The sequence below is a fragment of the Pseudoalteromonas sp. CF6-2 genome (assembly GCF_021729425.1).
Lineage (GTDB): Bacteria > Pseudomonadota > Gammaproteobacteria > Enterobacterales > Alteromonadaceae > Pseudoalteromonas > Pseudoalteromonas arabiensis.
On the sequence record NZ_CP091442.1, the window covers coordinates 1,500,001 to 1,521,329 of the forward strand.

At 42.1% G+C, this 21,329-nt stretch carries 15 protein-coding genes and 3 rRNA genes (1 of these 18 running past the window's edge); 17 read left to right on the forward strand and 1 reads right to left on the reverse strand.

The features are described from left to right. The 8 genes from L3Q70_RS06965 to ihfA form a co-directional block, all read left to right on the forward strand. A 23S ribosomal RNA gene (locus L3Q70_RS06965) occupies window positions 1–2,187 on the forward strand; it begins 698 nt to the left of the window's first position. A 121-nt stretch (window positions 2,188–2,308) separates the two neighbouring features. After that, window positions 2,309–2,423: ribosomal RNA gene (gene rrf, locus L3Q70_RS06970) — 5S ribosomal RNA — on the forward strand. 58 nt (window positions 2,424–2,481) lie between these two features. Then, window positions 2,482–2,596 (forward strand): 5S ribosomal RNA (rrf, locus tag L3Q70_RS06975). 536 nt (window positions 2,597–3,132) lie between these two features. After that, window positions 3,133–4,188, forward strand: a complete 1,056-nt coding sequence (locus tag L3Q70_RS06980; protein ID WP_237115124.1) for a DUF2066 domain-containing protein — start codon at window positions 3,133–3,135, stop codon at window positions 4,186–4,188. After that, window positions 4,188–4,898, forward strand: a complete 711-nt coding sequence (hda, locus tag L3Q70_RS06985; protein WP_193988946.1) for a DnaA regulatory inactivator Hda — start codon at window positions 4,188–4,190, stop codon at window positions 4,896–4,898. Before L3Q70_RS06980 ends, hda begins: the two co-directional genes overlap by 1 nt. 76 nt (window positions 4,899–4,974) lie before the next feature. After that, entirely contained in the window at window positions 4,975–5,955 is a 981-nt protein-coding gene (pheS, locus tag L3Q70_RS06990; RefSeq protein ID WP_062568835.1) for a phenylalanine--tRNA ligase subunit alpha, read from the forward strand. A gap of 15 nt (window positions 5,956–5,970) precedes the next feature. Continuing rightward, window positions 5,971–8,358 carry a phenylalanine--tRNA ligase subunit beta gene (pheT, locus tag L3Q70_RS06995; protein ID WP_237115125.1) on the forward strand — a complete coding sequence of 796 codons (2,388 nt, stop codon included), beginning with the start codon at window positions 5,971–5,973 and terminating at the stop codon, window positions 8,356–8,358. A 2-nt stretch (window positions 8,359–8,360) separates the two neighbouring features. Then, window positions 8,361–8,660, forward strand: a complete 300-nt coding sequence (gene ihfA / locus L3Q70_RS07000; RefSeq protein ID WP_036969033.1) for an integration host factor subunit alpha — start codon at window positions 8,361–8,363, stop codon at window positions 8,658–8,660. 42 nt (window positions 8,661–8,702) lie between these two features. On the opposite strand, the gene L3Q70_RS07005 is transcribed toward ihfA, so the two are convergent. After that, window positions 8,703–9,503, reverse strand: a complete 801-nt coding sequence (locus tag L3Q70_RS07005; protein WP_237115126.1) for a DUF2989 domain-containing protein — start codon at window positions 9,501–9,503, stop codon at window positions 8,703–8,705. 173 nt (window positions 9,504–9,676) lie between these two features. On the opposite strand from L3Q70_RS07005, the gene L3Q70_RS07010 reads away from it, so the two are divergent. The 9 genes from L3Q70_RS07010 to ccoG all read left to right on the forward strand — a co-directional run bounded on the left by L3Q70_RS07010 (window position 9,677) and on the right by ccoG (window position 21,321). Beyond that, window positions 9,677–11,119, forward strand: a complete 1,443-nt coding sequence (locus L3Q70_RS07010) for a glyceraldehyde-3-phosphate dehydrogenase (RefSeq protein ID WP_062568838.1) — start codon at window positions 9,677–9,679, stop codon at window positions 11,117–11,119. 201 nt (window positions 11,120–11,320) lie between these two features. Then, complete coding sequence (locus tag L3Q70_RS07015; protein WP_062568839.1) at window positions 11,321–12,448, forward strand: M14-type cytosolic carboxypeptidase; 1,128 nt, start codon at window positions 11,321–11,323, stop codon at window positions 12,446–12,448. A gap of 286 nt (window positions 12,449–12,734) precedes the next feature. Then, window positions 12,735–14,237 carry an alanine/glycine:cation symporter family protein gene (locus tag L3Q70_RS07020; protein ID WP_062568840.1) on the forward strand — a complete coding sequence of 501 codons (1,503 nt, stop codon included), beginning with the start codon at window positions 12,735–12,737 and terminating at the stop codon, window positions 14,235–14,237. A gap of 142 nt (window positions 14,238–14,379) precedes the next feature. After that, complete coding sequence (locus tag L3Q70_RS07025; protein ID WP_062569391.1) at window positions 14,380–14,706, forward strand: hypothetical protein; 327 nt, start codon at window positions 14,380–14,382, stop codon at window positions 14,704–14,706. Window position 14,707: 1 nt separating this feature from the next. Further along, on the forward strand, window positions 14,708–14,989 hold the full coding sequence (locus tag L3Q70_RS07030; RefSeq protein WP_062568841.1) for a DUF1315 family protein: 282 nt from the start codon (window positions 14,708–14,710) through the stop codon (window positions 14,987–14,989). Continuing rightward, window positions 14,979–17,660 (forward strand): DUF349 domain-containing protein, encoded by a 2,682-nt coding sequence (locus tag L3Q70_RS07035; RefSeq protein WP_237115128.1) that lies wholly within the window; start codon window positions 14,979–14,981, stop codon window positions 17,658–17,660. Before L3Q70_RS07030 ends, L3Q70_RS07035 begins: the two co-directional genes overlap by 11 nt. A 47-nt stretch (window positions 17,661–17,707) precedes the next feature. After that, the gene (locus L3Q70_RS07040; RefSeq protein WP_193988677.1) at window positions 17,708–18,265 is read left to right on the forward strand and encodes a DUF1439 domain-containing protein; all 558 of its coding nucleotides are present in this window, start codon (window positions 17,708–17,710) and stop codon (window positions 18,263–18,265) included. A 115-nt stretch (window positions 18,266–18,380) separates the two neighbouring features. After that, a complete protein-coding gene (locus L3Q70_RS07045) occupies window positions 18,381–19,799 on the forward strand; it encodes a sigma 54-interacting transcriptional regulator (RefSeq protein ID WP_062568844.1) in 1,419 nt (472 codons plus the stop codon). A 139-nt stretch (window positions 19,800–19,938) separates the two neighbouring features. After that, window positions 19,939–21,321, forward strand: coding sequence for a cytochrome c oxidase accessory protein CcoG (gene ccoG, locus L3Q70_RS07050; RefSeq protein WP_237115129.1), 1,383 nt, complete (start codon window positions 19,939–19,941; stop codon window positions 21,319–21,321). The last annotated feature ends 8 nt before the right edge of the window (window positions 21,322–21,329 follow it).

Sequence of the window (21,329 nt, forward strand, 5' to 3'; positions counted from 1 at the left end):
GTAACATCAACTGGAGGACCGAACCCACTAACGTTGAAAAGTTAGGGGATGACCTGTGGCTAGGAGTGAAAGGCTAATCAAACCGGGAGATAGCTGGTTCTCCCCGAAATCTATTTAGGTAGAGCCTCGGACGAATACTTACGGGGGTAGAGCACTGTTAAGGCTAGGGGGTCATCCCGACTTACCAACCCTTTGCAAACTCCGAATACCGTAAAGTACTATCCGGGAGACACACGGCGGGTGCTAACGTCCGTCGTGAAGAGGGAAACAACCCAGACCGCCAGCTAAGGTCCCAAAGTCATAGTTAAGTGGGAAACGATGTGGAAAGGCCCAGACAGCCAGGAGGTTGGCTTAGAAGCAGCCATCCTTTAAAGAAAGCGTAATAGCTCACTGGTCGAGTCGGTCTGCGCGGAAGATGTAACGGGGCTAAACTATGCACCGAAGCTGCGGATTCAAACTTTGTTTGAGTGGTAGGGGAGCGTTCTGTAAGCCGTTGAAGGTGTACCGGGAGGTATGCTGGAGGTATCAGAAGTGCGAATGCTGACATGAGTAACGATAATGCGGGTGAAAAACCCGCACGCCGGAAGACCAAGGGTTCCTATCCCATGTTAATCAGGGTAGGGTAAGTCGACCCCTAAGGCGAGGCCGAAAGGCGTAGTCGATGGGAAACGGGTTAATATTCCCGTACTTGGTATAATTGCGATGGGGGGACGGAGCAGGCTAAACAAGCATGGCGTTGGTTGTCCATGTGAAAGTGAGTAGGTTGAGAGTTTAGGAAAATCCGGACTCTTAAGACTGAGACACGAGACGAGCACCCAAGGGTGTGAAGTTGTTGATGCCATACTTCCAGGAAAAGCCTCTAAGCTTCAGATTATACCGAATCGTACCCCAAACCGACACAGGTGGTCAGGTAGAGAATACTAAGGCGCTTGAGAGAACTCGGGTGAAGGAACTAGGCAAAATCGTACCGTAACTTCGGGAGAAGGTACGCTCCTATCTGTGATGAGACTTGCTCTCTAAGCGGACGGGAGCCGCAGTGACCAGGTGGCTGGGACTGTTTATTAAAAACACAGCACTGTGCAAAATCGCAAGATGACGTATACGGTGTGACACCTGCCCGGTGCCGGAAGGTTAATTGATGGGGTTAGTTTTCGGACGAAGCTCTTGATCGAAGCCCCGGTAAACGGCGGCCGTAACTATAACGGTCCTAAGGTAGCGAAATTCCTTGTCGGGTAAGTTCCGACCTGCACGAATGGTGTAACCATGGCCACGCTGTCTCCACCCGAGACTCAGTGAAATTGAAATCGCAGTGAAGATGCTGTGTACCCGCGGCTAGACGGAAAGACCCCGTGAACCTTTACTACAGCTTGGCACTGAACATTGAACCTACATGTGTAGGATAGGTGGGAGGCTTTGAAGCAGAGACGCTAGTCTTTGTGGAGCCGTCCTTGAAATACCACCCTTGTAGTTTTGATGTTCTAACGTTGGTCCCTGATCGGGATTACGGACAGTGCCTGGTGGGTAGTTTGACTGGGGCGGTCTCCTCCCAAAGAGTAACGGAGGAGCACGAAGGTTGGCTAAGTACGGTCGGACATCGTACGGTTAGTGTAATGGTAGAAGCCAGCTTAACTGCGAGACAGACACGTCGAGCAGGTACGAAAGTAGGTCATAGTGATCCGGTGGTTCTGAATGGAAGGGCCATCGCTCAACGGATAAAAGGTACTCCGGGGATAACAGGCTGATACCGCCCAAGAGTTCATATCGACGGCGGTGTTTGGCACCTCGATGTCGGCTCATCACATCCTGGGGCTGAAGTCGGTCCCAAGGGTATGGCTGTTCGCCATTTAAAGTGGTACGCGAGCTGGGTTTAGAACGTCGTGAGACAGTTCGGTCCCTATCTGCCGTGGGCGTTTGAGAATTGAGAGGGGTTGCTCCTAGTACGAGAGGACCGGAGTGAACGAACCGCTGGTGTTCGGGTTGTCATGCCAATGGCACTGCCCGGTAGCTACGTTCGGAACTGATAAGCGCTGAAAGCATCTAAGCGCGAAGCAGGCCTCGAGATGAGTTCTCACTAGACTTTTAAAGTCTCTGAAGGGCCGTTGAAGACTACAACGTTGATAGGCAGGGTGTGGAAGTGGTGTGAGCCATTAAGCTAACCTGTACTAATTACCCGTGAGGCTTAACCATACAACGCCAAACGCGTTTTATGACAGCGTAACAGACAGAAGTTAGTATACTAAAGTAGATTTACGATTATCAGATTTCCGAATTTTAGTTAATTGCTAAGGCGATTAACAAACAGAATACGCTTGGTGACAATAGCGTTTTGGACCCACCTGACCCCATGCCGAACTCAGTAGTGAAACGAAACAGCGCCGATGATAGTGTGGCATTTGCCATGTGAAAGTAGGACATCGCCAGGCTCCTAATTCAGTCGCAAGACTTTAAATTAAAAATAATAAGAAAATTAAACAGAATTTGCTTGGTGACAATAGCGTTTTGGACCCACCTGACCCCATGCCGAACTCAGTAGTGAAACGAAACAGCGCCGATGATAGTGTGGCATTTGCCATGTGAAAGTAGGACATTGCCAGGCTCCTAATTAGAGAAACCCGATTCGAAAGAGTCGGGTTTTTTGTTGCCTGTAGAAAAATAAAACACCCAACCAAGACCCTACTACTTCTATCCTTGTAGGCGTAGTGTGGCATTCGCCATGTGAAAGTAGGACATCCTACTGCGTAGCGCACCATGGCTCCTAATTAGAGAAACCCGATTCGAAAGAGTCGGGTTTTTTTGTTGCCTGTAGAAAAATAAAACACTCAACCAAGACCCTACTACTTCTATCCTTGTAGGCGTAGTGTGGAATTCGCCATGTGAAAGTAGGACATCCTACTGCGTAGCGCACCATGGCTCCAATTAGAGAAACCCGTTGCAGCAATGCAACGGGTTTTTTCGTATGTGGTCGCGATTTTACATCGTGCGCGCTATTTTCTCTGACTCTTAAGGCACACTCGCAACAACTTCTCTAAGCGTGGCGACGAACTTGTCAGCTGGCGTTCATTAAATTAACTTTGCTTTGTTTATGGCTTTGATTTAGGATCAAAACAGTTTAAAAGCAAGAACTAATGGCCTGTGTCTAGATTACTTATTTGTTTATTATTATTTTTTTCGAGTGCTTCAACTTTTGCTGTTGAGGTGACTAATCTATATCAAGATACCCTTAAAGTTGCAGATAAATCACGTGATGCTCGCTTAGCTGCCAGTCGTGAAGCACTGCTCAATGTGTTGGTAAAGGTCAGTGGTGATACAACTGCAGATCAAAATCCTGTTGCTAAACAGCGTACTCGTGACATATCAGATTACATGCTCAAGTTCGAATACGACGAAAAAGCAGATGGTAGTTTAAATCTGGTCGTTAAGTTTGAAGCGAACAAAATTAATGCGCTGGTTAAGGAGCTTGGCTTGCCATTATGGGGCACGCGTCGTCCTTTAGTCGCTATTTGGCTTGCAATAGAAGATAACTGGCGTCGGGAGCTGGTAACACAGGAATCCTACCCGCAACTTGAACAGCTAATTTACGATAAAGCAGGTGAGCGTGGTTTAGCAGTCGTTGTCCCTTTACTTGATCTACAAGACCGCTCAATTGTTGGTATTCCTGAGGTATGGGGTAACTTTTCTGAGCCAGTAGAGCGTGCGTCGAGTCGTTATAGTGCAGAGCGAAGTATTACTGCAAGAATGTATCAACAACAAGATTCAGAAACGTGGATCCTTGATTGGCGTTTTACAAATGACGATCTTTTCGAAACTAATCGTCTGGTAGGTGATAAGCAACAGATTGTTGCTGATATGGTTGATAGTTTAGCCTCAGGCTTAGCATTAGAGTATGCGATAGACCCAACTACGATTGGCCAACTTGCATCAGCAAAATTTTATTTAAAGGGTATTAATAATTTTGTTGATATTGAACTTGCAAAACGTCGATTAGCAACTTTGAGTGTTGTTACCCGTGTAGAAATTTTGCTACGTACACCTGATATGGTGCAATTCCATGTTAATCACACAGGCAGTATGAACGATTTTAGAAAAGCATTAGAACTTGATAGTGCCTTTAAAGCCTATCAGGACCCTCGAGATTTCTATCAAATCATTAATCAAGATGAACTTGAATATCAGTGGCAGGGGCTTTAATTCTAGTGCAAGATCCTATGCAAATGGCACTGCCGGTTACGTTACCTGATGATGAAACGTTTACGTCTTATTTTGGTGGCGAAAATTCTCTTGAGGTTAGTCATCTTAAAGATGCATTTACAAAACTAAGCAGTAAATTCCAATATACTTATTTATGTGGTTTAGGTGATTCTGGAAAGTCTCACTTGTTGTACGCAACCTGTATTGACGCCCAAGAACGTGGTTTGTCAACGATGTTACTGTCTATGAGAGAGGTGATTGATTACGGGCCTATGGTTCTTGATGGCTTGGAGACTCTTGATGTTTTATGTATCGATGACGTTCATTTAGTGGCTGGTAATGATGCGTGGGAAAAAGGCTTATTTAACTTTTTCAATCGCTTTAACGAGCCAGGTAAATACTTGGTTGTCACTGCCGATCTATTACCTGATATGCTGCATATCAATCTACCTGATCTTGTATCGCGTTTGAAATGGGGCACGACATTGCAAATACGCTCAATGAGTGACGATGACAAAGCTGAAGCACTTGTACGCCGTGCTCACATGCGTGGTCTTGAACTGACCGACGAATGTGCGCGCTTTTTATTAACGCGACTAAGCCGCGATATGCGCGCACTACTCGATGTTTTAGATAAACTTGACCATGCCTCTATGGCTGCGCAAAGAAAATTAACAATTCCTTTTATAAAATCAACGTTAAAGCTTTAGTAGGGCTAGAATCTAGTCCTTGCTTTCAGTTATCATTAGCTATTACAAAATCCTTCTGTGAAAGACCAGGTACTCAATGAACTTAGAAAATATTTTAGCGCAAGCACTCGAGGCTGTAGCCAGTGCGAATGAAATCGCGCAATTAGAAGATATCAGGGTTAATTACCTTGGTAAAAAAGGTGAAATCACCAACTTACTTAAAACGCTAGGCAAGATTGCTCCTGAAGAGCGTAAAGAAGCGGGTCAAGTGATTAACCAAGCAAAACAAGAAGTACAAACAGCCATTAACGAAAAGCGTGAGTTACTAGCAAGTAAGGCTCTTGAAGAGAAACTAGCGGCAGAAACAATCGACGTAACTTTACCAGGTCGTGTTATGCCAACAGGTGGCTTACACCCAGTAACTCGTACTATTGAACGTATTGAAAGCTTTTTTGGTGAGCTAGGTTTTGCGGTTAAATCAGGTCCTGAAGTTGAAGATGATTTTCATAACTTCGATGCGCTAAATATTCCTGAGCATCACCCAGCACGTGCTGATCACGATACTTTCTATTTCAACCCTAAGCTTGTGTTACGTACACAAACCAGTGGTGTACAAATCCGTACCATGGAAACTGAGCAGCCACCACTGCGTATCATCTCTCCAGGTCGTGTTTATCGTAACGATTACGACCAAACACACACGCCAATGTTCCACCAAGTGGAAGGTTTAATGGTTGATACAGATGTAAGCTTCACTGAGTTAAAAGGTATTCTGCACGACTTCTTACGTAACTTCTTTGAAGAAGACATGGAAATTCGTTTCCGTCCTTCTTACTTCCCATTTACCGAGCCATCAGCTGAGGTTGATGTTATGGGTAAAAACGGCAAGTGGTTAGAGGTATTAGGCTGTGGCATGGTTCACCCTAACGTTCTTAAATCAGTGGGTATTGATCCAGAAAAATACACAGGCTTTGCATTCGGTATGGGTGTTGAGCGCTTGACTATGTTGCGTTACGGCGTAAACGACTTACGTGCATTTTTCGAAAACGATTTAAAATTCCTAAACCAGTTCCGTTAAGAGTGAAGATATAAAATGAAATTTAGTGAAAAGTGGTTAAGAGAGTGGGTTAACCCAGCAATCGACACACAGGCTCTTTCGGAACAGTTATCAATGGCTGGTCTTGAAGTTGACGGTGTTGAGCCTGCAGCGGCTGAGTTCACAGGCGTTGTTGTTGGTGAAGTGGTTGAATGTGGTCAACACCCTGACGCTGATAAATTACGTGTAACGAAAATAAACGTAGGTGGTGATGAGCTACTTGATATCGTGTGTGGTGCACCTAACTGTCGCCAAGGTTTAAAAGTAGCGGTTGCGACTGTTGGCGCTGTATTACCTGGCGACTTCAAAATCAAAAAAGCCAAACTTCGTGGTCAACCTTCACACGGTATGCTGTGCGCATTCGTTGAATTAGGTATCAGCGAAGAAGGCGATGGCATCATGGAATTACCAAGTGATGCACCAGTCGGCACAGACTTACGTGAATACTTAAGCCTTGATGACAACATTATTGATGTTGACTTAACACCAAACCGTGGTGATTGTCTAGGTATTAAAGGTCTAGCGCGTGAAGTGGGCGTACTTAACAGTGTTGATGTGAATACACTTGAAATTGCACCAGTTGCTGCAACGATTGATGACAAAGTATCAATTGAGCTTGTCAATGATGAAGCGTGCCCTCGTTATTTAGGCCGTGTAATCAAAGGTATTAACCTTGAGGCAGAAACACCGCTTTGGATGGTAGAAAAGCTTCGTCGCAGTGGAATTCGTTCAATTGACCCTGTTGTTGATGTAACAAACTACGTGTTATTAGAGCTAGGTCACCCAATGCACGCCTTTGATTTAAATGCGATTGAAGGTGGTATTAAAGTACGTAGCGCAAACGCGGGTGAAGAGTTAGTTCTGCTTGACGGCAACACAGCTAAACTAAACGAGTCTACGCTTGTGATTGCTGATCACAACAAAGCGCTTGCTATCGCGGGTATTTTTGGTGGTGAAAAGTCTGGTGTAACTGAAGCAACATCAGACATTTTATTAGAAAGTGCATTCTTCAACCCTGTCGCTATTGCGGGTCAAGCACGTAGCTACGGTTTACACACAGATGCATCACATCGCTACGAGCGTGGTGTAGATTTTGCGCTGCAAAAAGATGCAATGGAACGTGCGACAGCATTACTTCTTGAGATTGTTGGCGGTGAAGCAGGCCCTGTTGTTGAAGCCGTCGCAACTGACAAATTACCAAAAGTGACAGAGGTACGTTTACGTCGTGAGCGTTTAGACCGCGTAATTGGCCACCATATTGATGATGCAAAAGTCACTGACATCCTAACGCGTTTAGGTTTAGACGTAAAAATTGTTGATGGCGTATGGAGCGCTGACGTACCTAGCTATCGCTTTGATATTCGTATTGAAGAAGATTTAATTGAAGAAGTTGCGCGTGTTTACGGCTATAACAGCATTCCTAACGTTGCACCAACTGCTAAGTTAAAAATGACTAACCATGATGAGTCGCATGTTGCGGTCACTAAATTCCGTAATACGCTTGTTACACGTGGTTACCAAGAAGCAATTACCTACAGCTTCGTTGATCCAAAAGCACAAGCAATTTTACACCCGCAAAGTGATGCACTTGTATTGCCACACCCAATTTCAGTTGAAATGTCAGCTATGCGTGTCAGCTTAATGCCGGGTTTATTAGCATCATTAGTGTATAACCAAAACCGTCAGCAACCCCGTGTACGTTTATTTGAGCATGGTTTAAAATTCTTACGCGACGAGAATGCTGAGAATGGTGTAAACCAAGTTGCTGTGATCGGAGGTGTTATCTCTGGTCTTGCTCACGGTGAACATTGGGTTCAAGAAAAACGTAGCGTTGATTTTTATGATTTAAAAGGTGATGTTGAAGCACTTTTAGCGATTAGCAACGATTCATCACGTTTTGAGATAAAAGCAGAGCAGTCTGATGGCTTACACCCAGGCCAATCAGCGGTTATTTATGTTAATGGTAAAAAAGTAGGCTTCTTTGGTGCAGTGCACCCACAAGTGCAAAAGTCACTAGATATCAATAACACAGCATTTGTGTTTGAAATCGAAATGTCTGCATTAGAAAAAAGAAAATTACCAGAAGCTGTGGCTGTGTCGAAATTCCCGTCAAACCGCCGTGATATCGCGATTTTAGTGGAAGATCACGTAAAATCTGGCGATATTTTAAATGTCATAGAAAAAGTTGGCGGAAATCAATTGGTTGACCTAAACTTATTCGATGTGTATAAGGGCAAAGGTATTGAGCCAAATTATAAGAGTTTGGCGATTGCTCTAACACTACAAGCGGTTGATAGAACGCTCGAAGAGAAAGATATCAATCAGGTAGTTGATAATGTGGTGGCCGCACTGGCCGAACAATTTAACGCATCGTTGAGGGACTAGATATGGCGCTTACTAAAGCCGACATAGCTGAACACCTATTTGAAAAACTCGGGATTAATAAGAAAGATGCCAAAGATTTAGTTGAAGCGTTTTTTGAAGAAATCCGCTCAGCGCTAGAAAAAGGTGAGCAGGTTAAGCTCTCTGGATTTGGTAACTTTGATCTTCGAGATAAGAAAGAACGTCCAGGCCGTAATCCGAAAACAGGCGAAGATATCCCTATTTCGGCACGCCGAGTAGTAACTTTTAGACCCGGTCAGAAGTTAAAAACTCGCGTTGAAGTTGGCACAAGCAAATCAAAATGAAAAAAGGCAGCGTTAGCTGCCTTTTTTATTTCTTTTTGCAGTTTAAAAGTCACGAGGGGACACAAACTTACCTGCTTGGATACTGTCGTAGGTTTGTTGTGCTAAATGATCTAAGCTATCTAGGCTCTTACCTGAGGCTGTTAACTTATGTTCGATTGGTAAAATATCAACATTTTCGTAGCCAGATAACTGTGCAACCCGTGCGAAAGTATATGCGTGTTTGTATTTCTCATGTTTATAAAACAAGCTGACTAAAGTTGGGTAGATCTCAGAATTTGGGGTTTCGTCTGCTTTATTGAGTTCTAGTGTTTTGTAAAGCAAGTCGATGGTTTTTTCATCATCAAACTTTACATAATAACTGGCAAGGAAAAATTGCATTTCAGCATTTTCAGTGACACTTTTATCATTTTCTAAAGCAAGCAACTTGGTTAACGCCGATTGGTCATTATTGCGTGACCAGTGATAGTAAAGAAGGCCTGGGTGTTTGGTATCTTTAGTATCCTGGAAGATACGGGTCATTTCCTTAATGCTCGTCAAGTGGCCTTCAACGCGTGAGGTTGTTTTTTCTTTAAGTTTTATATGCTCAATCTTTGCGGCTAACGACACGCATTGGTCATACTTTTCAAAGCCTTTTAAAAGCTGATACTTATTTTCATCGGTAGGCGACTTATATTCAATATAACGTTGCATGATGACGTCTTTGCGTTGCTCTTTACAGTGGCTATCTTTATTTAGATCACTACAAAAGCCAGGGGTTTCTTCACACACTTTGGCCAGTGTTAGCGGATCTTCACACCCAGTTAATGCCAATAAACCAAGCAGCAGGCTTGCTCTTAATAACATTCCTTAACCTCAAGTTAATAAATACTACTTTATTCTAGCGCAATGAATTGATCTGTAACAGTGGAGAATCATCTGAGTTTAAATTAGAATACTCCTGCCAGAAATGTGCTGCTCTCAAATCACAGTGCATTTTTATGGCTATCCGTTCAAAATTGTTTAATTAGGTAAAAAAAATGACCTCATCTCACGAGTTAGAATACACAAGCAGCTGGCAAGAACGTCAAGACTACGCAGAAAGCATGCAACCAATTATTGGTAAGCTTTACCGTAGTCGTGGTATCGAAATTGCTGTATATGGCCGTCCTCTCGTTAATGCCAGTACAATCGATATCATCAAAGCACATAAGACCGTTGCTCAGTTTGAAGGTACAAAACTACGTTTACGTGAAAGCTTCCCATTTCTTGAAGCGATTAGCAAAATGGACTTAAACTCAGCACGTATCGATATTGGTAAACTAGCGTATGGTTATTTATTTAATGATGCAGCTAAAGGTCGTTCAGTTGAAGAGTACCTAACTGACGAGTTGGCAGAAATCGCTAATGCAGAGCGTAAAGAGCCGCGTGATGTTGTGTTATATGGCTTCGGTCGTATCGGTCGTTTATTAGCGCGTCTATTAATTGAGAAATCAGGCCCTTATGCTGATTTACGTTTACGTGCGATCGTCGTACGTGGCGGTAAAGACGGCGACCTAGAAAAGCGCGCAAGCTTACTGCGTCGTGACTCTATTCACGGTCCATTCAATGGCTCTATCACCATTGATAAAGAGCGTAATGCAATTAAAGCTAACGGTAGTTACATCCAAGTTATCTACGCTAACTCACCAAGCGAAGTTGATTACACAGCTTACGGCATCGACAATGCACTTGTTGTTGATAACACAGGTATCTGGAAAGACGAAGCCGGCCTTGGTCAGCATTTAGAAGCGAAAGGCGCTGCAAAAGTATTATTAACTGCACCTGCTAAAGGCAATATTAAAAACATCGTATACGGTGTAAACAACCAAGATATCAAACCTGAAGATAAAATTGTGTGTGCAGCAAGTTGTACTACCAATGCTATTACACCGACATTAAAAGCGCTTAACGATAAGTTTGGTATCAAGAACGGTCACGTTGAAACTGTTCACTCATACACAAATGACCAAAACTTAATTGATAACTACCACAAAGCTGAGCGTCGTGGTCGTGCTGCTGCACTTAACATGGTTATCACGTCAACGGGTGCTGCAAAAGCGGTTTCTAAAGCGTTACCTGAGCTTGAAGGTAAACTAACTGGTAATGCAATCCGTGTTCCTACACCAAACGTATCAATGGCTATCTTGAACTTAAACCTTGAAAAAGGTACAACTGTTGAAGAACTCAATGCGTTCTTACGTGAAACAGCACTTTACTCTGATCTTCGTGACCAAATCGATTACACAGCCTCAACTGAAATCGTCTCTACAGACTTAGTGGGTAGCCGTTACGCAGGTGTTGTTGACTCACAAGCAACAATCGTAGATGACAACCGTGTTGTGCTTTACGTTTGGTACGATAATGAGTTTGGTTATAGCTGTCAGGTTGTACGTTGTATGCGTGACATGGCTGAAGTAACTTTCCCAAGCTTACCTCGTTAATAGCTAAATATTAAAGAATCTAGAAGCCAGCATTATGCTGGCTTTTTTAGTCGTGAAAGTGTTTGCAAATTTTCTGCATGTGATAGGCTGTGCTACGTCTACATCATATTACTAACAAAACGTTCTACACAAGAGCGTTGACTTAATTCTTAACTAACAAGCGAATAGCTAAGAATTATTTTTAACCAATAGGTTTATAGAATGAAAATCACCAGCAATTTTGACAGTGGTAATATCAAGGTTATTGAAGCCGTTGATCCACTGAATATTCAATTAGAAATTAATAAAGACAATCAGTCTGATTTTTTTCAGTGGTTTCACTTTCGTCTTGAAACAACACCGTTTCAAAACCATAAATTACACATAAATAACCTAAAAAACTCAGCGTATCCTGATGGCTGGGAAGGTTATCACGCTGTTGCATCGTACGACCGTCAAACGTGGTTCCGTGTTCCTTCTGAGTATGCCGATGGCACGCTATCTTTTGAAGTTGAACCTGAATGTGGCAGCATGTACTTTGCTTACTTTGCCCCATATAGCTATGACCGTCACTTAGATTTACTTGCATGGGCACAAAGCCAGCATGCATGTGAACTAGAAACATTAGGTGAAACACTTGATGGTCGCGACATGAGTGTATTGCGTGTGGGTATCCCAAGTGATGATAAAAAGATCATTTGGGTCACAGCACGCCAACACCCAGGTGAAACAATGGCTGAGTGGTATGTTGAAGGTTTACTTCATAAACTACTTGACGATGAAGACCCACATGCTGCAGCACTCTTGTCTAAAGCAGTATTTTATATCGTGCCGAACATGAACCCTGATGGCAGTGTGCGTGGTCACCTTCGTACAAACGCGAAAGGCGTTAACTTAAACCGTGAGTGGCAAACACCGAGCATGGAAAATAGCCCAGAAGTATTCTTGGTGCTAAACAAGATGCGCGAAACGGGCCTTGATATGCACTTGGATATTCATGGTGACGAAGCGATCCCTTATAACTTTGTTGCTGGTAGTGAAGGTATCCCAGGCTACGATGATCGCTTAAAAGAGTTAGAAGATAGCTTTAAAGCCGCGCTTTTAACTGTGACGCCAGAGTTCCAAGACGAGCATGGTTATCCAAAAGATGAGCCGGGCCAGGCTAACTTAACGGTAGGTTCTTCGGCTGTTGCCCATGAATTTAATGCATTAGCGTATACGGTAGAGATGCCATTTAAAGATAACGATGATTTACCAGATCCTGATTACGGTTGGTCAGACCGCCGTTCGTATCAATTTGGTCAAGATACGTTAGCGGCCATCGTGAACGTGGTCGATAAACTAAGATAACGCACATTACGGGCATCAGCAAAACTGATGCCCGTAATTGTATCTAGTGATAAGAGTTTCAGCGATGCTTACGAATGGCACAATGAATGTTAATTAATGTCACGTACACGTCATTTTGAAAATTAACTGTTAACAAAGATGGGGTGTTTAAGTTAATATTCAATACGTTTCGCTGAGACGTTATTAAGTTTTATTAATATTTCTCACACATATATGTCGCGTATTCTCACAAGCTCACGCAGAGTATCGTAACTAACAATAAAAAATATCATCATAGAGGATATCCATGGAAGCTCTTGTAAGTGCCGTCAATGACATAATCTGGAGTAATGCACTCATTTATTTATGTCTAGGTGCAGGTCTATTTTATTCCGTTTTAACCCGTTTCGCTCAAGTTAGACATTTCAAAGAAATGTGTAAGTTATTGCTAAGCTCCAATAACTCAGATACCGGTATTTCATCATTCCAGGCGCTAGCTGTTTCATTATCTGGCCGTGTTGGTGTGGGTAATATTGCTGGGGTTGCTGCGGCAATTGGCTTTGGTGGACCTGGTGCTATTTTCTGGATGTGGGTGGTGGCATTTTTAGGAGCAAGTACAGCCTATGCAGAGTCTACCCTTGGGCAAATTTATAAATCTGAAGAAGATGGTCAATATCGAGGCGGTCCAGCGTATTATTTTGACCGTTGCTTAAAGCAAAAATGGTTAGCTGTATTATTTGCTGTATCAGCCATTGTTGCCTGTGGCGTATTTTTACCTGGCGTACAAGCAAATGCGGTAGGTAATGCATTTACGCAAGTATTTGGTGAAGGTACATTGGTTAGCACCAGCTTTGGCGAAGTGGGTAGCTTCAAATTAGTGGCGCTGGCTATCATCCTAATCGTGCTTGCGTTTATTATCTTCGGCGGTATTAAGCGTATTGCTAACTTCACACAAATTGTAGTGCCATTTATGGCATTAGGTTACATCGTACTAGCCCTAATCGTAGTATTTATAAATTTGGATAAAGTACCGGGTATTTTTTCGATGATTTTATCTGATGCATTCACAGCTCAAGCTGGCTTTGGTGCGGCAATTGGTTGGGGTGTAAAGCGTGGGATTTACTCAAACGAAGCAGGTCAAGGTACAGGCCCTCATGCAGCATCTGCCGCAGAAGTTGATCACCCAGCTCAACAGGGCTTAGTGCAAGCATTTTCTGTTTACGTGGACACAATCTTTGTGTGTACTGCAACAGCGTTAATGATCCTTATCACTAAGCAGTATAATATTGTGGGTGAGTTACCTGCAGGTCAATTCATAGTGCAAAACGTTGATGCAGCAACGGAAGTAGGTTCAGCAGCCTTTACCCAAATGGCACTATTTAGCGTATTTGGCGGCTTTGGTGAAGCATTTGTTGGTATTGCGTTGTTCTTCTTCGCGTTTACTACAATCCTTGCTTATTACTATATTGCAGAAACCAATGTAGCGTATTTAAATCGTTACTTTAAAGGTAGCATTCCGTTAGTTGTTGTTAAAGTGGTTATCATGTTCATGGTTGCTTACGGTATGGTAAATAACTCTGGCTATATTTGGGCTATTGGTGATATTGGTGTTGGCTTAATGGCTTGGATTAATATTGTTGGTATTTTAGCTATCTTCTTTGTCGCAAAACCTGCACTTAACTGTTTACGTGATTATGAAGATCAAAAGAAAGCGGGTGGTGAAATTACCTTTGATCCAGTTAAGTTAGGCATCAAAAATGCGATCTTCTGGGAAAAGCGTTTAGCACAAAAGGCTAAAGAAAAAGAATAAAATGTATTTTTAGACGAGTTTGATGATTGTAGTTTTCGAATCTTCATAATTGAATGAAATTCAAATAAGACATCGGCTCATAAAACGAGTACAATAAAGGGCGCCTAAAGGCGCCTTTTTTATGCGTAGTATGGAGAAAGATATGGCGATTATTAGTTGCCCGCAGTGTGCAAAATCAATATCTGATAAACATAAGCAATGTCCGCATTGTGAATGCCAAGTTACCGATCTTAGCAATGAACAAATGCAACAAATGCAAAAAGAAACGCGCATTCGTAAACAACAAAAGTTTATGAATCACTCTTTCCTCGCGCTGATTTTATTTTTAGGGGGCTTTTTTTGTTATTACTTTATGCACCCCGAAGCAAAGTCTTTTGAGTGGTATGCCTATGCAGCGGCAATGGCTGTAGGTTTTGTTTGGTATATCGTAAGCCGCATCTATTTAGTAGTTTTGAAAAAGAAAAAGTAACATGAATATTGATCAGATAGTTAAAAATATCACCCCAGACGTATTTGAGCGTCTCCAGTACGGCGCCTCAACAGGCAAGTGGCCTGATGGCACGCCATTAACTGAAGAGCAAAAACAACAAACCGTTCAGCTCGTGATGCTTTACCAAGCTAAAGTTTCGCAAACCAATGAGCAATTTACCATTGGTGAAAATGGTGAAATGGTGCAAAAGAGCAAAGCTCAATTGCAAAAAGAATTCGCATCAGAAAATGAAATAGCTAGGTTTAGTGAAAATGATCTTTAAACACCTGTTTACTCCAAAATGGAAGCACCCTAAAAACCAAATTCGTTTGGCAGCCGTTGAGCGCCTTGATAGAGAACGTGATGCTAATATCTTAAACAGTATTGCACTTGAAGACAGTTCTGCTGAAATCCGTAAAAAAGCCTTGAATAAAGTGAATGATATTGTTTTATGGTGGCAGGTTTATAAGCAAGATCAAGCTCTGAAAGAGCTAGCAGAGCACCATATCAATCAAGCTGTTTTAAGCACAGATGGCCAATTAGATGCCAATATTAAAAATGAATTTATCGAGCGTTATGCTCCAGTTAAAACACTTGAGAAGTTAGCATTTGCAGAAAAAGAAATTCAGGTTCGGGTTAAATTATTAAAGCGTTTAGCCAATGCTAACTTGATTGATAAAGCATTTAAAGAAGGCAGCGAAGAATTACAAGCTCAGCTTGTTGAGTTGGTAATCAATCATCAATTGGCTAAACCATTATTAAAGCATGCTAAAGGACAAGCTCAGCAGCAGCTAAACACCCACCTTGAAAATGAGCGTTTAGCTATTGAAATGCCGGCTAAGGTGGAGGCAGACACACGCGTTGTGTTGGCGAAACTGAATGCATTACGTGATAAAACTGATTTTCAACTGGTATCTCAACAACATGCTGATTTGTTACAGCAATGGCAAGCGATTGAACTTAAGTGGTTGAATGAAGAACAAGTTAAAGCGCTTGATAAAAAATACATAGCGATCACTCAAAAGTTAGATGTTCACCTGGCTTCGCTTCGTAATGAATATGAAATTGCTCAACAATTATTATTGGAGCAGCAACGTCAAGTACTTGCACTGGCAACACTTGAAGCGTTATCAGAAGAAATTGAGAATGCTCTACAGCTTGGGATGGAAGAGCCTGAACAAATCCAACAAGATTGGCTAGAGGCGAAAGTTGCACAAGCAAAAGAGGCACTTACTGAGACAAAACTAACTGATAACCAAAATGTTCGAGACGTTAAAAAACGCTTAGAGAATTTGTTTGAGCAGGTAGAGCAATTACCAACACTTGTTACTTCGATAGCTGAATACAAACAAGCGTTTGAAACCTTATCTGCGATTGAACCAAGTGGTGATGAAGCACTGTTTGATGAGCTGCAGCGAGAGTTTAAAACAGAGCAAAAAATTGCTCGTCAAAAATTGTCTAAGATCCCTACGCGATTACAAGGTAGTTTAAATGCGGCACTAACAGAACGTGTCAACATATGGCAAGAAGCGATGGCGCCACTTGCGACTAAACTTGCTAAAAACCAGCAAGCAGCTAAGAGAAAAGCACGAGATGTTAAACGTTTGATTGAACAAGGCCGTTTTAATATTGCGTTTGGTGTTTTTAAAGGCTTTGAAGAGCTATATGACACACTCACCGAGTCATATAGGCAACCACTTGATTCACTTAAATCTGACCTTGAATCACAATTAGCGGAAGCGAAAGATTGGCAAAAATACGCATCTGCGCCAAAGCGTGAAGCACTACTTAAAGAAGTAAGTGAATTAGCGGCAACAGAATGTACTGACCCTAAACAGCGTGCAGAGCAAGTTAAACAGTTACGTCGACGTTGGAATGAGTTAGGGCGTCTTGATACAGAAGAAGAGAAACGCCAAGGTGAACAATTTGATCAGCTAGTAGAGTTACTGTTTGCGCCGTGTCGTGAATATTTCGCTGAGCAAGAGCAACAACGTGAGCAAGCCAAATCACAGCGTGTTGATATTATCACGCAAATGCAACAGCTAAATGAGCAGGATACTCAGTCTGATGAGTTTGATTGGAAGCAGTTTGAAAGTAAATTTAATCGGATTGCTAAAGCATGGCGTTCTGCTGGTAATGTTGACCCTAAAACGTATCGTGAGTTGCAAGCACAATTCAAAGCGGCGCAGTCACAAGTGCAAGCTCAGCTAGTGGCGTTTCATAAAGTAAATGCTGAGCAAAAAGCAGCGCTGGTAGAGCAAGCAACACAGTTATCTCAAAGCGCTGATTTAGCATCAGCGTGCCAAGAGCTCAAAGCACTTCAACAAACTTGGCAAACGATTGGCTTTGCAGGAATGAAAGCAGAAAACACTTTATGGCAGCAATTTAGACGTGTTAATGACGAAACATTTGCCAAGCGCAGTGCTGAGTTTGAACAGCAAAAGCAAGTGCAGCAACAAAATGACGAAGTTGTCGCAGAGCTGTTAACTGAGCTTGAATCTGCACTTGAAACAGTGGTACATCTTGCTCAGCTTAAAGACTTAGCTGCTAAGCTTGCAGGGCTTGATTATTCGAAAGCGTTATCAACTCGTGTTACTCGGTTAGAGGCGGCAATTAATGCAAAAACAGCGCAAATGAGTAAACAAGCAGAGCAATCTAAGCTCGATGCTTTATTTACAGCGCTTGAGGACGATACTGATATCCCCACTCAGTTCCAAACGCCATTGACAACAGTATTAAACGCGCAGCAATTGCTAACACGTATTGAAATTTTAGCTGGTGTAGAATCTGCCGATAGTCAGCTACGCATGACAGAGCAAGTAGCGATGCTTGATGATAAGCACCGTGGAGAGCAAGCAGATATTTATTACTATTTAAAACAGCTTTTAGCGGTCAGTGGAGGTTCAGTTTCACCTGACACACTAGCAAGGCTTAAAGCAATATTTGCACAATAACGACTATTTATGAAGCCGCTTACTAGCGGCTTTTTTCGGGGAAGACTATGAGAATTTTACTATTTTTAACTTGCTTATTGTTAGGGGCATGTAAAAGCACAGAGCAAGGCATTTCGGTTTATTCATTCACGAATTCAGAAATTGAAGCGGCTTTATCAAACCAACTACCAAAATTTAAAGAACAAATAAAATTAATGGGCTTACCTGTAGAATTTGCAGTTAACGATTTAAGTGTCAATATCGGTCCCGAAAAACGTGATGTTATTGTGTTAGGTGCTGATTCAAGCGCTGTTGTTAATGCGTTTGCACTTAAATACCCAGTACGGCTAAAGCTGCAAATAGAAGGCAGTCCTTTTTATGACAGTGAGAAAAAAGCCGTGTTTTTACGTAATGTAAAATTGTTAGATACCCATGTAGATACCGCTGGCTTTAAAGGGAACTTAAGTTTACTTGATGATCAAGCCATGCAAGTAATTAATGGGTTTTTAGCGGTCAATCCTGTTTACAAGCTTAATACGAGTGACCCGAAAATAGCTTTACTTAGTAAGTTGCCACTCGATCTGCAAGTAGTACAAGGGGAAATCCGCTTAGTTCCTGCGATGTAACTTTTTAATTAGTCAGAGCATTTTTATAGTGCTCTTTTGGCTTTTTTCATAGCTTGTTTAAATGATTATTCGTTGCGATAATGTCTCGTGATATTTCGCGAATAGATATTTTGCTATGATTAAAGAATTTTTAAATGATCCAACTCTTTTATTAAATGCTGTAGGTGAAGGCATCTACGGCTTTGATTTATCGGGTAATGCAGTATTCGTCAATCCAGCTGCTGAGCGTATGACTGGCTGGAAAGCAGAAGAACTTCTAGGTAAAAAAATTCACCAATATCATCACCATACTCGTAAAGATGGCTCACCATACCCTGCAGATGAATGCCAAATATACTGTACCATGTTTGATGGTAAACACCGCCATGTAAATGATGAGGTATTCTGGCGTAAAGATGGTAGCTATTTTGCCGTTGAATATACTTCAACACCTGTTTACAAAAATGGCGCCTTGATTGGTGCTGTCGCGATTTTTCGCGATGTCTCAAAACAGCAACAAACTGAAGTTGCATTGCGCGATGCTCTAGCCCAAGTTCAGCACTTATCTGAGCAATTACAAGCTGAGAATGCCTATCTTATTTCTGAATTAAATGAAGACTGGCAGGGGTCGGGTTTAGTCGGGCAAAGTCATTCGTTTCAAAGTATGCTTGAGCAAATAACCCTAGTGAGTCAAACGAACAGTACGGTTTTGATTTTAGGTGAAAATGGCACCGGTAAAGAGCTGGTGGCAAGAAACCTACACCGTTTAAGTAGCCGCGCTGAGCAGCCATTTATTAAAGTAAATTGCGCAGCGTTTTCTGCAAATTTAATAGAATCAGAGTTATTCGGTCATGAGAAAGGGGCGTTTACAGGTGCTAATGAGCGCAGAAAAGGGCGTTTTGAACTGGCTGATAAAGGCACGTTATTTTTAGATGAAGTGGCAGAGCTGCCATTAGAAGCGCAAAGTAAGTTACTGCGCGTGCTACAAGAGCAAGAGTTTGAGCGCGTGGGTGGTAGCCAAACCTTAAAAGTCGATATCCGAGTATTAGCCGCAACTAATCGAAACTTATGGCAAATGGTTGAGCAGGGCAGCTTTCGAATGGACTTGTATTATCGCTTAAATGTGTTTCCTATTCGTGTTCCTGCGCTGCGTGAGCGCAAAGAAGACATTCCACTTCTCGCGGCAAACATAATCACTCAGCTTAACAAGCGCTTAGGTAAACAGCTAAAGGGGCTTAGCAAAGCAACGCTCACTAAGTTGGCTAATTATGATTGGCCAGGCAATATTCGTGAGCTACAAAATATCCTCGAGCGTGAAGCTATTTTATCAAAACAAGCTTTGCTACAACTCTCTGCACCTTTGAATAACGAGCAAACAAATGAGCAAGTTGTCTCGCTTGCTGCTGTACAAAAGCAGCATATTTGCGAGGTACTAAAGCGGTGTAACGGCCAAATATCAGGTGAAAATGGCGCTGCTACTTTGCTTGGTTTACCCGAAAGTACTCTTAGATCAAAAATGAAAAAGCTGGCTATAAAACGTAATTTCGCGAAATAACGCGGTTGCTCGTGATATTTCGCGGTTTTAAATGCCCTAAATGTAAAAATATTCTTTAATATCAATTATTTAATTTTATTTTTAGTTGGCCTGATAGTTGCTCTGTAAGGTTATTACCGACATAGAAGTAAGTAGCAAAATGAAATTTGATATTAAAGAGCAAGACTTAATCATCAAGCCCTACAACCAAGAAGGGCCGATTTATATCCGAGAGCAAAAAGGGCACTTCCAACGTATCCGCCGTTACTTAGGCTGGATGCTGATGTTGACGTTTATCGCCATTCCGTGGATTCAGTATGATGGTCGTCAAGCCGTCTTACTTGACGTAGCAACACAAAAATTTAGCTTGTTTGGGTTAACACTGTTACCTCAAGATTTTATGATTTTAGCCATGTTATTTATGACAGGTGCTTTTGCATTGTTTTTTGTGACGAACTGGTTAGGCCGAGTTTGGTGTGGCTATACCTGCCCGCAAACAATTTGGATGCTTATGTTCACTTGGGTTGAACATAAAGTCGAAGGCAACCGTAACCAACGAATCAAACTTGATAAATCCCCTTGGTCAGCAAGTAAGTGGCAAAAGAAAATAACCAAGCATGCTGTTTGGCTTGTCATCTCTTTACTCACTTCTATGTCATTTATGGCTTATTTTATACCTGCTAAGTCTTTATACATGAGTTTATTCACTCTTGATATGTCAGGGCTTGTTAGCTTTTGGGTTTTCTTATTCGCATTTTGCACCTATGGCAATGCCGGTTTTCTGCGCGAAAAAATGTGTACGGTAGCATGTCCATATTCACGTTTTCAGTCTGTGATGTTTGATAAAGACACGCTGGTAGTCACCTATGATCAAGAGCGTGGAGAATCTCGTGGTGCGCGTAAACGTAAAGCTGATCCAAGGGAATTAGGCTTAGGTGATTGTGTTGACTGTAACCTGTGTGTAGAAGTATGTCCAGCCGGTATTGATATACGCAACGGCTTGCAATATGAATGCATAAACTGCGGCTTATGTATCGATGCGTGTGACAGTACCATGGAAAAATTTAATTATCCAAAGGGGCTAATAAAGTACGCTTCAGAAAAGCAAATGGAAGGAAAAACAACAAACCCATTTAGATTAAAACTACTTGGATATGGCGGTTTAACGGCCTTATTTGTGGTTGCTATGATTGTTTGGGTCGCTATGCGCACGCCCATTGAAGCATCAGTTATTCGTGACCGTAATGCTTTGTATCGTGTTAACTTTGAAGGGCTGGTTGAAAACCCATACACTTTGTCAATCATCAATAAAACTCAGCATAGTTTGAGCTATTCAATTGGTATTACTGGTATAGAAGAAGCAAACCTACAGGTGCCAGAAGCGATAACGATTGATGCAGGTCAAATGAAGAGGGTGCCTGTTACCGTGGTTGCTGATGGGTATGAATTAAAGTCAAAGGTAACGCCAATTAGCTTTCATATTCAAGCACTAGAAGATGCAAGTATAGCGATAACCAAAGAGACAAAGTTCTATAAAAATTAATACAAATT

What these genes read in the sequence shown, in the direction of transcription:
- L3Q70_RS07035 (WP_237115128.1), top strand. Translation starts at nt 14,979, where the DNA reads ATGATCTTTAAACACCTGTTTACTCCAAAATGGAAGCACCCTAAAAAC.
- L3Q70_RS07040 (WP_193988677.1), top strand. Translation starts at nt 17,708, where the DNA reads ATGAGAATTTTACTATTTTTAACTTGCTTATTGTTAGGGGCATGTAAA.
- ihfA (WP_036969033.1), top strand. Translation starts at nt 8,361, where the DNA reads ATGGCGCTTACTAAAGCCGACATAGCTGAACACCTATTTGAAAAACTC.
- pheT (WP_237115125.1), top strand. Translation starts at nt 5,971, where the DNA reads ATGAAATTTAGTGAAAAGTGGTTAAGAGAGTGGGTTAACCCAGCAATC.
- pheS (WP_062568835.1), top strand. Translation starts at nt 4,975, where the DNA reads ATGAACTTAGAAAATATTTTAGCGCAAGCACTCGAGGCTGTAGCCAGT.
- L3Q70_RS07015 (WP_062568839.1), top strand. Translation starts at nt 11,321, where the DNA reads ATGAAAATCACCAGCAATTTTGACAGTGGTAATATCAAGGTTATTGAA.
- L3Q70_RS07005 (WP_237115126.1), bottom strand. Translation starts at nt 9,503, where the DNA reads ATGTTATTAAGAGCAAGCCTGCTGCTTGGTTTATTGGCATTAACTGGG.
- L3Q70_RS07030 (WP_062568841.1), top strand. Translation starts at nt 14,708, where the DNA reads ATGAATATTGATCAGATAGTTAAAAATATCACCCCAGACGTATTTGAG.
- L3Q70_RS07045 (WP_062568844.1), top strand. Translation starts at nt 18,381, where the DNA reads ATGATTAAAGAATTTTTAAATGATCCAACTCTTTTATTAAATGCTGTA.
- L3Q70_RS07010 (WP_062568838.1), top strand. Translation starts at nt 9,677, where the DNA reads ATGACCTCATCTCACGAGTTAGAATACACAAGCAGCTGGCAAGAACGT.
- L3Q70_RS07020 (WP_062568840.1), top strand. Translation starts at nt 12,735, where the DNA reads ATGGAAGCTCTTGTAAGTGCCGTCAATGACATAATCTGGAGTAATGCA.
- L3Q70_RS07025 (WP_062569391.1), top strand. Translation starts at nt 14,380, where the DNA reads ATGGCGATTATTAGTTGCCCGCAGTGTGCAAAATCAATATCTGATAAA.
- ccoG (WP_237115129.1), top strand. Translation starts at nt 19,939, where the DNA reads ATGAAATTTGATATTAAAGAGCAAGACTTAATCATCAAGCCCTACAAC.